Origin of the sequence: Streptomyces sp. JB150, from assembly GCF_011193355.1 — a bacterium.
Lineage (GTDB): Bacteria > Actinomycetota > Actinomycetes > Streptomycetales > Streptomycetaceae > Streptomyces.
Window position 1 is genome coordinate 4,407,763 of record NZ_CP049780.1, and the last position, 12,385, is coordinate 4,420,147.

Sequence of the window (12,385 nt, forward strand, 5' to 3'; positions counted from 1 at the left end):
GTGGTCGAGGGACGACGTACGGGGGGCACGACGATGGGCGGGACGGGCGGTATCGCCGAGATGACAATGACGCCAGGTGAGGCGCTGGACACCCTGCGGAGGGTCTTCGGCTACGAGGCCTTCCGCGGCGAGCAGGAAGCCGTCATCGAGCATGTCGTGGCCGGCGGGGACGCCGTGGTGCTCATGCCGACCGGCGGCGGCAAGTCGCTGTGCTACCAGATCCCGGCCCTGGTCAGACCCGGCACGGGCATCGTCGTCTCCCCGCTCATCGCGCTGATGCAGGACCAGGTGGACGCGCTGCGCGCGGCCGGCGTGCGCGCCGGGTTCATCAACTCCACGCAGGACTTCGACGAGCGGCGCGTCATGGAGGCCGAGTTCCTCGCGGGCGAGCTGGACCTGCTCTATCTCGCGCCGGAGCGGCTGCGGCTGGACGCCACGCTGGACCTGCTCTCGCGCGGGAAGATCTCCGTCTTCGCGATCGACGAGGCGCACTGCGTCGCCCAGTGGGGCCACGACTTCCGCCCCGACTACCTGACCCTGTCCGTGCTGGGCGAGCGCTGGCCGGACGTCCCCCGGATCGCGCTCACGGCGACCGCCACCCGCGCCACGCACCGGGAGATCACCGAGCGGCTGGACATGCCCCGGGCCCGGCACTTCGTGGCGAGCTTCGACCGGCCGAACATCCAGTACCGGATCGTGCCGAAGGCCGACCCGAAGAAGCAGCTGCTGAGCTTCCTGCGCGAGGAGCACGCGGGCGACGCCGGCATCGTGTACTGCCTGTCGCGCAACTCGGTCGAGAAGACCGCCGAGTTCCTCACCCGCAACGGCATCGAGGCGGTGCCGTACCACGCGGGCCTGGACGCGGGCACCCGCGCCGCCCACCAGTCCCGCTTCCTGCGCGAGGACGGCCTGGTCGTGGTGGCGACCATCGCCTTCGGCATGGGCATCGACAAGCCCGACGTACGGTTCGTCGCCCACCTGGACCTGCCCAAGTCGGTGGAGGGGTACTACCAGGAGACGGGCCGCGCCGGCCGCGACGGACTGCCGTCCACGGCCTGGATGGCGTACGGCCTGAACGACGTCATCCAGCAGCGCAAGCTCATCCAGTCCGGCGAGGGCGACGAGGCGTTCCGGCGCCGGGCCCAGGCCCACCTGGACGCGATGCTCGCGCTGTGCGAGACCGTCCAGTGCCGGCGCGGTCAGCTGCTCGCCTACTTCGGCCAGGAGCCGGACCCGGCGGACTGCGGCAACTGCGACACCTGCCTGACTCCGCCGGAGACCTGGGACGGCACGGTCGCCGCGCAGAAGGTGCTGTCGACGGTGGTGCGGCTGCAGCGGGAGCGGGGCCAGAAGTTCGGCGCGGTGCAGATCGTCGACATCCTGCTCGGGCGGCGCACCGCCAAGGTGATCCAGTTCGACCACGACCAGCTGTCCGTGTTCGGCATCGGCGACGACCTCACCGAGGGCGAATGGCGGGGCGTCATCCGGCAGCTCCTCGCCCAGGGTCTGCTGGCGGTCGAGGGGGAGTACGGCACGCTGGTGCTGACCGAGGCCAGCGGGGCGGTGCTGCGGCGGGAGCGGGAGGTGCCGCTGCGCAAGGAGCCGAAGCGGCCCACCACCGCGAAGCCGGCGTCGGCCACGGCACGGGGTGAGCGCACGTCCAAGGCCGCGGCCGCCGAGCTGCCCGAGGAGCTGGTGCCGGCCTTCGAGGCGCTGCGCGCCTGGCGGGCCGAGCAGGCGCGGGAACAGGGCGTCCCCGCCTATGTGATCTTCCACGACGCGACCCTGCGGGAGATCGCCACGGCGTGGCCGTCCTCGCTGCGGGAGCTGGGCGGGATCGGCGGAGTGGGCGAGAAGAAGCTGGCGACGTACGGGGAGGGCGTGCTGGGGGTCCTCGCCGGACTGGGCGACCGCCCCGGCGCGGGTGCGGCGCCCTTGTCGACGGGTGCGGAGGGCTCCGCCACGGGTGCGGGGGCTTCCGCCGGTCCCGACGGCGACGACGCCTTCGGCCCGCACGACTGGTCCGCGGAGGAGCCGGAGCCGGACTGGGCGTGAGGTCGGACGGGGCGTGAGGGCCGGCGCGGGCTTCAGACCGGGTGGGGGTGTGCGGCCGGATTGGGCGTGAGGCCGGCGCGGGCGTGCGGCCGGACTCGGCGTGCGGCTCGGGCGTGCGGGGAGGCGTGGGCGTGTGGCGGCGGGGCGTGGGCGTGGCGGCCGGGCGCGGGCGCGGGCGTGCGGCCGGACTGGGCGTGAGGCGAGGCGTGGGCGTGCGGCCGGACTCGGCGTACGGCCGGGCGCGGGCGCGGGCCCGGCGCGGGTGGGCGGCTGGGTGTGGGTCGGTGGGCGGTCAGCTCAGTGCCGTCAGACCCGGTGCGAAGGTGATCAGCAGGGGGAGCAGCGGCACCAGTGCCGCCGCCGTCGTGGTCAGGGCCCGCCGGCGGCGGTCCAGCCGGGGCGGCGGCTCCAGCAGGCGGTCGACGCGCTCGCCGAGCAGCCGGTGGCTGGAGGCGCAGGACAGCACGCCGCGGTGCTGGTTCAGCTCGATCAGGGCGAGCGCGGTGGTGAGGTGACCGCAGCGCCGGGAGGCGGTGTCGTCGGCGGCCAGTTCGACCAGGCGGTGGGTCTGGTCGCAGAAGTGCGCGAACAGCGGGATACGGGGGAATCCGGTGGCCAGCGCGGTGGACAGGTGCAGCAGCCAGTCGTGGCGGGCGCGGGCGTGGCCGCGCTCATGGGTGAGGACGGCGTCGAGCTGGTGGTCGGTGAGGCGGTGCAGGGCGCCGGTGGTGACGACCAGCTGCGGCGGGTGGCCCGGCAGCCACCAGGCGTCCGGGTACTCGTCCTCCAGGACCAGCAGCGGTCCGCGGGCGGCGGGCAGCCCGGTCGGCAGATCGGGGGCGCGCTCGCGCAGATGGGCGCGGGCCTGGCCGCGCCTGCGCCGGGCCTCGGCCAGCTCACGGGCGAGCATGGCGGTGGTCCAGGCGGCCCCGCAGGCCAGCAGCAGGGTCAGCGCGGTGGCCCAGGGCGGCGCGGCGGACAGGTCGTACGCGGCGGTGACGGCCGGCGGGGCCGGGGCGAAGACCTGGTCGCGGACGGTCTGGAAGACGGCCGCCGCGCCGAGCGTCAGCGCGGCCAGGCAGCACAGCAGCACGGTGGCGACCAGGCACTGCCACACCCACAGCCCGACCACCGGCTCCCGTTCGGGCCAGGCGGCACGGGTCAGCGCGCGGGGGACCGGCACGGCGGCCGTCACGGCGAGGACGCTCAGCAGGAGCAGGCAGACGGTCATGCCAGGGGCTCCGGATCCGGGAGACGTAAGGGCGGCTTCGGTCGTGCGATGCGGGCGAGGGGCGCGCGCCGTCCGCGTCGCGCACCGCGTCGCGCACTCCGCCCGCCGCCAGTATGACGGCGGGCGGGGCCCGGAGTCAGCGCCCCGGCCGGGGCGTTACCGCACGTCACCTCTCCACCGCGGGGCGTCGCCCAACACCTCAAGCGGCGCCGGGCGGTTCAGGCGGGCACGATCGTCCCGGTCACCTCGCCCAGACCCACCCGGGCGCCGCCCGGACCCGGTGCCCAGGCGGTCAGGATGACCGTGTCGCCGTCCTCCAGGAACGTGCGCTTGCCGTCGGGCAGTTCGAGCGGGTCGCGGCCGTTCCAGGTCAGCTCCAGCAGGGACCCGCGCTGGGCGGGCTCGGGGCCGCTGACCGTGCCGGAGCCGTAGAGGTCGCCGGTGCGCAGGGAGGCGCCGTTCACCGTCATGTGGGCGAGCTGCTGGGCCGCGGTCCAGTACATGGTGGAGAAGGGCGGCTCGGAGACCACGTGGCCGTTGACCGCGACGGAGATGCGCAGGTCGTAGCCGCCGGGCTCCTCGCCGGAGTCGTCCAGGTAGGGCAGCAGCCCGTGGGTGCGCTCCGGCGGCGCCACGCGCGCCTCCTCCAGGGCGTCCAGCGGGGTGATCCACGCGGAGACGGAGGTTGCGAAGGACTTGCCGAGGAACGGCCCGAGGGGGACGTACTCCCAGGCCTGGATGTCCCGCGCGGACCAGTCGTTGAGCAGGCACAGTCCGAAGACGTGCTCCCGGAAGTCGCCCAGCGGGACGGGGCTGCCCATCCGGGACGGCGTTCCGACCACGAAGCCGACCTCGGCCTCGATGTCCAGCCGGACCGACGGTCCGAAGACCGGCGCCGGGTCGGCGGGCGCCTTGCGCTGGCCCGCCGGGCGGACGATGTCCGTGCCGGAGACCACGACCGTGCCGGAGCGGCCGTGGTAGCCGATCGGCAGATGCTTCCAGTTGGGGGTGAGCGAGTCGGGGGCGTCCGGGCGGAACATCCGGCCGACGTTGCGGGCGTGGTTCTCGGAGGCGTAGAAGTCGACGTAGTCGGCGACCTCGAAGGGCAGGTGCAGGGTCACCGACGACAGGGGGTGCATCAGCGGGGCGACGGTCTCCCGGTGGGACGGCACGGTCACCCAGGCGGTGAGCGCGCGCCGCACGTCCGACCAGGTGGTGCGGCCGGCCGCGAGCAGCGGGTTCAGCGTGGGCCGGTCGAGCAGCGAGGCGTACGGGGAGCCGAGCGCGCGGGCCGCCGCGCCCGCGTCGAGCACATGGTCGCCGAGCCGGACGCCGACGGTCCGCCGCTCGGACCCGGCGGGCGAGAACACGCCGTACGGAAGGTTGTGCGGACCGAAGGGGTCGCCCTCGGGGACATCGAAGGGGGGCATGGGGTACTGCCTCACTTTCGTACGTGCGGTCCATGCGGTCGCAGCAACGTTACGGCGGTGATCCCGGTTTGGGCAGTGTCCCCCATGCCGGTGATGCCGGGCGGCGTACCACCGGTCCGGGAGCCGCAGGGCGCCTCCTGGGAGTGAAAACCGGACGACGGAAAGGAAGTTGAGAATCAGCGGGGCGGGCGCCGGGTCCGTATTCTCTGATCATGGCCGCACCCACCGCATATGCCGCGCGCACCGCGTACTCCCTCATCGCCACCGACCTCGACGGCACTCTGCTGCGCGGCGACGACACGGTCTCCGACCGGTCGCGCGCCGCGCTCGCGCGGGTCGCGGCGGCCGGCGCCCGGCATCTGGTGGTGACCGGCCGGCCGGCCCCGCGGGTGCGCCCGCTGCTGGAGGACCTGGGCTGCACGGGCCTCGCGGTGTGCGGGCAGGGGGCACAGCTGTACGACATCGACGCCGACCGGCTGCTGTGGTCGGTGACCCTCGACCGGGAACTGGCGGAGACCGCGCTCGGCAAGATCGAGGCCGAGGCGGGGCAGGTGTACGCGGCGGTCGACCAGGACGGGGTCGACGGGCTGACGCTGATCGAGCCGGGCTACCGGATGCCGCACCCCACTCTGCCCGCGGTGCGGGTCGGGCGGCGCGAGGACCTGTGGGGCGAGCCCATCAGCAAGGTGCTGCTGCGCCACCCCACCCTGTCGGACGACGAGTTGGCGACGGTGGCGCGTTCGGTGGTCGGCTCGCTGGCCACCGTGACGATGTCGGGACCGGGCACGGTCGAGCTCCAGCCGTGCGGCATCACCAAGGCGACCGGCCTCGCGCTGGCGGCCGGCCATCTAGGACTGCGGCCCGAGGACACCCTGGCCTTCGGCGACATGCCGAACGACATCCCCATGTTCGACTGGGCGGCGTACGGCGTCGCCATGGCCAACGCCCACCCGGAACTCAAGGCGGTGGCCGACGAGGTCACCCTGTCGAACGAGGACGACGGCATCGCCGCCGTCCTCGAACGGCTCTTCGGTGCGACGGGGGGCACCGGTCGCCTGGTGAGCCCGGCTCAGCCGGTGCGCGTCGCTCGGGACGCCCTCCGGTAAGTCCCCGAGTGCGCCCCTCGGTACGCCCCTCGGTACGTCCCTCAGTACGCCCCGAAGACGTTGTCGATGGAACCGTAGCGGTCGGCCGCGTAGTTGCAGGCCGCCACGATGTTCGCGACCGGGTCGTACGGGTCGTAGGCCGTGCCGGGCACGTGGTACGCGGCGAAGGTCGGGTCGATGACCTGGAGCAGGCCCTTGGACGGCGTGCCCTTGGCGGCGTTGGAGTCCCAGAGGTTGATGGCGTTCGGGTTGCCGGACGACTCGCGCATGATGTTGCGGTAGATGCCGTCGTAGCTGCCGGGGATCCCGTGCTGGGCCATGATCGACATGGCCTGGCGGATCCAGCCGTCGAGGTTGTCGGGGTACGCCGTGGCGGCGGTGGCCGCCGCCGGGGTGGCCGCGGCGGCGCCGGTCGCGCCGATCAGCGGCAGCGCGAGTACGGCCGCGCCGGTGCCGGCGGCGGCGAGAGCGCGGGCGAGACGGGTGCGTCGGCGGCTCCTGACCGGCTGGTCGGCGGTGGACAGGGCCTGAGCGGGCACACGTGCGGGCATGGTGAACGTCCTCTCCCACGCCTGCGAGGTGAGCTGTCGGGTTCGGGCGGGGAGCTGCCCGGCCGCGCGCTTCGAAGCGCGCGGCTTCACCCCAAGCCGCCCCGGGCGCTGCCCGGACCGGCGTGTTACCTGGGTCCCCCGCTCCTGCCGTACGAGTGAGTTCGTGGTGGGTGGCGCGGGCGGCGGCAGGATTCGGCGTTCCGCCCGACGGACCGGGAACGTATGCGAGAGCCCGTGTCCGGAACAAGTAGCGGATTCACTTATCGCGCCGGTTGACCATGATCAGCGCGTTTGGCGTACTTGATCCTTTTTCGCGGTCCAGGGTCAACTGCCAACAGAGAAGGGGAATCTGATGAGGAGTCTGTGAGGAGCCTGTGACAGGGCTGTCGTGAGTCAACTCACGTCGAGGAGCAAGTGCCCCAAATCGGGCAATAAGTTCAAGGTGTGCTATGTCTGCCACGGGGGTGGAACCCCTTAGGGAGTGCACGTCGTTGTCGAACCGGATGGGCTGGAGAAGGGGGGAGGGCCGGTGGGAGGGCCGGTGGGAGGGCCGGCGGGAGGGTCGGTAGACGTGTACATGTCATCACCGTAGATATGCCTTCTTATCAGCTGATCAAAAACATTCCGGGCGTGATCCGATAGCGCCCGTGCTGTAACCGTGGGCGGCATCAGTGATCGAAACGTGACCGGATACGCTGACTTGAGTGAAGGCAGCGATGTATCGACAAACCGCGTAGTCGCCAGTAGACACCAGCAGACAGGAGACCCCTCGTGACCGTCGTCGGGCCGTTCGGGCTGAGCGTGCGGGACCAGGCTCTGGAAGCCGATGTCCAGGCCGGATTGGCGGCTGTCGAGGAAGGGCTGCTCGAGGCCACCAAGAGCGAGGTCCCCTTCATCACGGAGGCCGCGCAGCATCTGGTGCGGGCCGGCGGGAAGCGGTTCCGTCCGCTGCTCGTGATGCTCGCCGCGCAGTTCGGTGACCCCTACGCGCCGGGCGTGGTGCCGTCCGCGGTCGTCGTGGAGCTGACCCACCTGGCCACGCTGTACCACGACGACGTGATGGACGAGGCGGCCGTGCGGCGCGGCGTGCCCAGCGCCAACACCCGCTGGGGCAACTCCGTCGCGGTCCTCACCGGCGACTTCCTCTTCGCCCGCGCCTCCCACATCCTCGCCGACCTCGGCCCCGAGGCGGTCCGGGTGCAGGCGGAGGCCTTCGAGCGGCTGGTGACCGGGCAGATCCTGGAGACCGCGGGCCCGCAGGACGGGCGCGACCCGGTCGACCACTACCTGGACGTGCTCGGCGGCAAGACCGGCTCGCTGGTGGCGGTGTCCTGCCGGTTCGGGGCGATGATGTCCGGCGCGGACGAGTCCGTGGTGAGCGTCCTCACCCAGTACGGGGAGCGGCTCGGCGTCGCCTTCCAGCTCGCCGACGACGTGCTCGACATCGCCTCCGACTCCCACGAGTCCGGCAAGACCCCCGGCACCGACCTGCGCGAGGGCATCGCCACGCTGCCCGTGCTGCGGCTGCGGGAGCTGGCCGCGCGCGGCGGACGGGCCGAGGACGTCGCCCTGTGCGAGCTGCTGGAGTCCGACCTCAGCGACGACGACCGGCACGCCCGGGCGCTGGCCGCCCTGCGCGCGCACCCGGCGCTGGAGCAGGCCCGCCGGGACACCGTGCGCTACGCCGAGGAAGCGCGCGCCGCGCTGGCCCCCCTGCCGGAGTGCGACGCCAAGCGGGCCCTCCAGGAACTGTGCGACGCGGTGGTCCACCGGGCGGGCTGAGGGCCGAGGGGGGCTTCACCGGCCCGCTGACCCTCACCGGCCGTCTGACCCTTATCAGCCCGCCCGAGCTTCACCGGCCGGTCTGATCTTCACCGGACCAATCTGATCTTCACCGCTCGTGTCCGGCCGTCGCCTTCTGCGGCGTCTCCGGTCCGTCCTCCCCTTCCGGGAGCCCCCACCCCTACGGGACGGGGGTTATTCCGGTGTGTCGTGTCATACCGCAGCAGTACGCGGAGTTGATCCCGCGGTCTGACGAAAACCGTGCCCGGTTTTGGTCAGATGGATGGCACGAAGGAAGCCACGGAACAGCCACCACACCTCACCCGGTCGGGTGAGAATGGGCGGGCCGACGACGGAGGTAGGGCACACATGGCACCGTACGAATCCGACGAGAGTACGACCGTGCGGCGGCGCAAGGCCGGCCGGTACGTCGTTCCGGTCGCGGTGGTGGGGGTGGCGGCCGGGACCATCGGGCTCGTCCCCGCCCTCGCCGACTCCGGCAGCCCCGACCTGCCGAAGATCACCGCGCAGCAGCTCATACAGAAGATCGCCGAGTCGGACGTCGAGCGGCTGTCCGGCACCGTGAAGATCACCACGGACCTGGGGCTGCCCGACCTCGGCGGCCTCGAAGGCGCCCTGGGCGGCGCCGCGGCGACCGCGCCCGGCGGTGACGGGGACGGGGACGGCTCCACCGCCGACCCCTCGGCCAAGCTCACCGAGCTGGTGACCGGCACCCACACCCTGCGCGTCGCGGCCGACGGCCCCGACCGCCAGAAGCTGTCCGTGCTGGAGAACGCCGCCGAGTACAGCCTCATCCACAACGGCAAGGACGTCTGGGGCTACGACAGCGCGTCCAACGAGGTCTTCCACGGCACCGCGGAGGAGACCGGCGAGCGCGCCGGGGAACCCCCGGCCACGCCGAAGGACTTCGCCGAGCAGGCGCTGAAGGCGGTCGACGACACCACCTCGGTCACCGTCGACGGCACCGCGCAGGTCGCCGGGCGGGACGCCTACAAGCTGGTCATCGAGCCGAAGCAGTCCGGCAGCACCGTCGGCGCGATCACCATCGCCGTGGACGCGAAGACCTGGATGCCGCTGAAGTTCACCCTCACCCCGGCGAGCGGCGGCGCCGCCGTCGTGGACGCCGGCTTCACCCAGCTCAGCTACGCCAGGCCCGCCGCCTCCACCTTCGACTTCACCCCGCCCAAGGGCGCGAAGGTCACCGAGGAGAGCGAGGAGGGCGAGGCCGGGCGGCAGCCCATCGCCCCCACGGACGAGGCGGATCCGGCCAAGGGTCTCGACAAGGGCTTCGGTGAGGCCTTCGGCCAGGACTCCGAGGGCATGAAGGTGATCGGCGAGGGCTGGAACTCCGTCGCCGTGTTCGACACCGGCGGTCCGGGCCTGCCCAGCGGCGACGAGGTCGGCGGCGACCTGGGCGGCTTCCTGGACTCCCTCGGCGACCAGGTCAAGGGCGACTTCGGCTCGGGCACCGTCTTCAAGACCCGCCTGATCAACGCCCTGATCACCGACGACGGCAAGATCTACGCCGGTGCCGTCACCCAGGAGGCGCTGGTGAAGGCGGCCGACGCGGGGCAGTAGTCCGGCACGCACGACGGAGCAAGCGGCCAGAGTGAGGGAGCCCATGCGCGAACCGCCCGCCACGGCAGGGGCCGGCGAGGACGGCCGTCCCGGTCCTGACGACCCGGACGGCGTCATCGTCACCCGTGCGCTCACCAAGCGCTACCGCGGCGGGCAGCTCGCCGTCGACGGTCTGGACCTGACCGTCCCGGCGGGCAGCGTCTTCGGCTTCCTCGGCCCGAACGGCAGCGGCAAGACCACCACCATCCGCATGCTGATGGGCCTGATCGAACCCACCTCCGGTACGGCGCGGGTGCTCGGCCGGCCCATGCCGCGCGCCGCCTGCGCCGTACTGCCGCAGGTCGGCGCCCTCATCGAGGGCCCGGCCCTGTACGGCTTCCTCTCCGGCCGCGACAACCTCCTGCGCTACGACGCCGCCGACCCGACCGCCGATCCGCGCACCCGGCGCGCCCGCGTCGCCGCCGCGCTGGACCGGGTGGGGCTCACGGCGGCGGCCGGGAAGAAGGCGAAGGCGTACTCCCTCGGCATGAAGCAGCGCCTCGGGCTGGCCGCGGCCCTGCTCCAGCCCCGCAGGCTGCTCGTCCTGGACGAGCCGACCAACGGCCTCGACCCGCAGGGCATGCGGGAGATCCGCACACTCGTGCGGGAACTGGCCGACGACGGCACCACCGTCTTCCTCTCCTCCCACCTGCTCGACGAGATCGAGCAGGTCTGCACGCACGCCGCGGTGATGGCCAGGGGCCGTCTGATCACCCAGGGCACGGTCGCCGACCTCGCGGCCGGACTGCGCGGCCGGCTCGTCGTGACCACGCCGGACACCGGGGACGCGGCGCGGGTGCTGAAGGAGCGAGGCGTCGCGGACGTCGTCGTGGCGGAGGAACGGGTCAGCGGCGAGGCGCCCGAGGGGGAACTCGGCGACCTCAACGCCGCGTTGGTCACAGCGGGGGTGCGGGTGCGCGGCTTCGGTATCGAACGGGCCTCGCTGGAGGACGCGTTCGTCGCGCTGACGGGGGAGGGGTTCGATGTCGCGGGCTGACGTCGCCGTGCCGGGCGGACGCGCACCGAGCGCGCTGTGGTCCCTCGGCCTCCTCCGCAGCGAGCTGGTCACCACCTTCCGGCGCTGGCGCACCCTCGCGCTGCTCGGCGTGCTGGCGGCCGTGCCCGTGCTGGTCGGGGTGGCCGTGAAGATCGAGACCAGCGACGGCTCGTCGGTCTCCGGCGGGGGCGGCGAGGGCCCGGCGTTCATCGCCCAGATCACCAACAACGGGCTGTTCCTGGTCTTCACCGCGCTCGCCGCGACCCTGCCGTTCTTCCTGCCGATGGCGGTGGGCGTGGTGGCGGGCGACGCGCTGGCCGGCGAGGCCAACGCGGGCACCCTGCGCTATCTGCTGGTCGCCCCGGCCGGCCGCACCCGGCTGCTGCTCACCAAGTACGCCGCCACGACGGCCTTCTGTCTGGCCGCCACCCTCGTGGTCGCGCTGTCCGCGCTGGCGGTCGGGGCGCTGCTCTTCCCGCTCGGCGACCTCACCACCATCTCCGGCACCCGGATCGGCTTCACCGAGGGGCTGGGCCGTGCCCTGCTGATCGCGCTGGCCGTCGCCGCCTCGCTGACCGGGATCGCGGCGCTCGGCCTGTTCGTCTCGACGCTCACCAACAGCGGCATCGCGGCCATGGCGACGACCGTGGGTCTGCTCATCACCGTGCAGATCCTCGACCAGATCCCCCAGCTGGACGCCCTGCACCCGTACTTCTTCTCCCACTACTGGCTGTCCTTCGCCGACCTGATGCGCGAGCCGGTCCTCTGGGACGACCTGCTGCGCAACCTCGGCCTCCAGGCGCTGTACGCGGCGGTGTTCGGGTCGGCGGCGTGGGCCCGGTTCACGACGAAGGACATCACCGCCTGAGCCGGAGCCCGGAGCCGGAGACGGAGCCGGGCCGGTGGGCCGAGTGGCAGCGGATCCGGGCCAGGGCGTACGGAGGCTCAGTCCCGTCCGGGGAAGCGGGCCAGCGGGGCCTCGCCCGCGAAGAAGGTCTTCGCGCGGGCCAGGGCGTCCGTGTCGCTCAGGACCTCGCCCGGCTTGTCGCCGATGCCGAGCAGCACCCCGCCGAAGCGCATCCCCATGTACGCGGCCGTGTTGTTCAGGGTGCCGATCAGCGGTTCGGCGACCTCGGCCTCGGTGGCGAGGGCGGTGACGCCCCACAGGGTGCGCCCGGCCATCGTCGCGCGGAAGTCGACACCGGGGATGCGCAGCCAGGCCGCCCAGTGGTCCAGGTAGCGCTTGGTCTGCGCGGACACCGAGTACCAGTACAGCGGTGAGGCGATCACCAGGTCCGTCGCGGCGAGCGCGGCGTCACGCAGAAGGGTGATGTTCTCGTGTTCGGGGAGGGGGCCGTCACCGTCGCTGACACCGTCGGCGTGCCGGCGGTCCTCGAAGTCCGGCAGCGGGTGCTCGGCGAGGTGGATCCAGCGCTGCTCGACGTCGCCGGGCAGCTGCTCGGCGGCCCGGCGGGCCAGCAGTTCGGTGTTGCCGCCCCGGCGGCTGCTGCCGAGCACGAAAAGGAAGCGACGGGCCATGGGGTCCCCCTGGTCGACGAGCTGACGCCCGGCATCATATGCATATGCATGTACCG

Annotated in this window: 10 protein-coding genes and 1 riboswitch; of the genes, 6 read left to right on the forward strand and 4 right to left on the reverse strand. The window is 72.8% G+C overall.

Going from position 1 to position 12,385, the window contains the following annotated elements; all coding sequences use genetic code 11:
* Positions 1-33 precede the first annotated feature (33 nt).
* On the forward strand, positions 34-2,055 hold the full coding sequence (gene recQ, locus G7Z13_RS20575) for a DNA helicase RecQ (protein ID WP_240926512.1): 2,022 nt from the start codon (positions 34-36) through the stop codon (positions 2,053-2,055).
* 292 nt (positions 2,056-2,347) lie between these two features.
* On the opposite strand, the gene G7Z13_RS20580 is transcribed toward recQ, so the two are convergent.
* Both G7Z13_RS20580 and fahA read right to left on the reverse strand, forming a co-directional pair.
* Positions 2,348-3,286 (reverse strand): M56 family metallopeptidase, encoded by a 939-nt coding sequence (locus tag G7Z13_RS20580; RefSeq protein ID WP_166001402.1) that lies wholly within the window; start codon positions 3,284-3,286, stop codon positions 2,348-2,350.
* A gap of 218 nt (positions 3,287-3,504) precedes the next feature.
* Positions 3,505-4,716 (reverse strand): fumarylacetoacetase, encoded by a 1,212-nt coding sequence (gene fahA, locus G7Z13_RS20585; RefSeq protein WP_166001404.1) that lies wholly within the window; start codon positions 4,714-4,716, stop codon positions 3,505-3,507.
* Positions 4,717-4,928: 212 nt separating this feature from the next.
* Between fahA and G7Z13_RS20590 the strand changes: the two genes are divergently transcribed.
* Entirely contained in the window at positions 4,929-5,822 is an 894-nt protein-coding gene (locus tag G7Z13_RS20590) for an HAD family hydrolase (protein WP_240926288.1), read from the forward strand.
* 41 nt (positions 5,823-5,863) lie between these two features.
* Here the strand turns inward: G7Z13_RS20590 and G7Z13_RS20595 are convergent, their stop codons facing one another.
* Positions 5,864-6,373 (reverse strand): transglycosylase SLT domain-containing protein, encoded by a 510-nt coding sequence (locus tag G7Z13_RS20595; RefSeq protein WP_166001406.1) that lies wholly within the window; start codon positions 6,371-6,373, stop codon positions 5,864-5,866.
* Between the two features lie 5 nt (positions 6,374-6,378).
* Positions 6,379-6,545, reverse strand: a riboswitch (cyclic di-AMP (ydaO/yuaA leader).
* Positions 6,546-7,144: 599 nt separating this feature from the next.
* Here G7Z13_RS20595 and G7Z13_RS20600 point away from each other — a divergent pair.
* The 4 genes from G7Z13_RS20600 to G7Z13_RS20615 all read left to right on the forward strand — a co-directional run bounded on the left by G7Z13_RS20600 (position 7,145) and on the right by G7Z13_RS20615 (position 11,658).
* Entirely contained in the window at positions 7,145-8,155 is a 1,011-nt protein-coding gene (locus G7Z13_RS20600) for a polyprenyl synthetase family protein (protein ID WP_166001408.1), read from the forward strand.
* A gap of 369 nt (positions 8,156-8,524) precedes the next feature.
* Positions 8,525-9,754, forward strand: a complete 1,230-nt coding sequence (locus tag G7Z13_RS20605) for an outer membrane lipoprotein carrier protein LolA (protein WP_166001410.1) — start codon at positions 8,525-8,527, stop codon at positions 9,752-9,754.
* A 43-nt stretch (positions 9,755-9,797) separates the two neighbouring features.
* The gene (locus tag G7Z13_RS20610) at positions 9,798-10,790 is read left to right on the forward strand and encodes an ABC transporter ATP-binding protein (RefSeq protein WP_166001412.1); all 993 of its coding nucleotides are present in this window, start codon (positions 9,798-9,800) and stop codon (positions 10,788-10,790) included.
* The gene (locus tag G7Z13_RS20615) at positions 10,777-11,658 is read left to right on the forward strand and encodes an ABC transporter permease (RefSeq protein WP_166001414.1); all 882 of its coding nucleotides are present in this window, start codon (positions 10,777-10,779) and stop codon (positions 11,656-11,658) included. Before G7Z13_RS20610 ends, G7Z13_RS20615 begins: the two co-directional genes overlap by 14 nt.
* 77 nt (positions 11,659-11,735) lie before the next feature.
* On the opposite strand, the gene G7Z13_RS20620 is transcribed toward G7Z13_RS20615, so the two are convergent.
* Positions 11,736-12,329 (reverse strand): NAD(P)H-dependent oxidoreductase, encoded by a 594-nt coding sequence (locus G7Z13_RS20620; protein ID WP_166001416.1) that lies wholly within the window; start codon positions 12,327-12,329, stop codon positions 11,736-11,738.
* Positions 12,330-12,385 lie beyond the last annotated feature (56 nt).

Coding starts and splice junctions, on each gene's coding strand:
- G7Z13_RS20615 (WP_166001414.1), top strand. CDS start 10,777: ATGTCGCGGGCTGACGTCGCCGTGCCGGGCGGACGCGCACCGAGCGCG.
- fahA (WP_166001404.1), bottom strand. CDS start 4,716: ATGCCCCCCTTCGATGTCCCCGAGGGCGACCCCTTCGGTCCGCACAAC.
- G7Z13_RS20595 (WP_166001406.1), bottom strand. CDS start 6,373: ATGCCCGCACGTGTGCCCGCTCAGGCCCTGTCCACCGCCGACCAGCCG.
- recQ (WP_240926512.1), top strand. CDS start 34: ATGGGCGGGACGGGCGGTATCGCCGAGATGACAATGACGCCAGGTGAG.
- G7Z13_RS20605 (WP_166001410.1), top strand. CDS start 8,525: ATGGCACCGTACGAATCCGACGAGAGTACGACCGTGCGGCGGCGCAAG.
- G7Z13_RS20580 (WP_166001402.1), bottom strand. CDS start 3,286: ATGACCGTCTGCCTGCTCCTGCTGAGCGTCCTCGCCGTGACGGCCGCC.
- G7Z13_RS20620 (WP_166001416.1), bottom strand. CDS start 12,329: ATGGCCCGTCGCTTCCTTTTCGTGCTCGGCAGCAGCCGCCGGGGCGGC.
- G7Z13_RS20610 (WP_166001412.1), top strand. CDS start 9,798: ATGCGCGAACCGCCCGCCACGGCAGGGGCCGGCGAGGACGGCCGTCCC.
- G7Z13_RS20590 (WP_240926288.1), top strand. CDS start 4,929: ATGGCCGCACCCACCGCATATGCCGCGCGCACCGCGTACTCCCTCATC.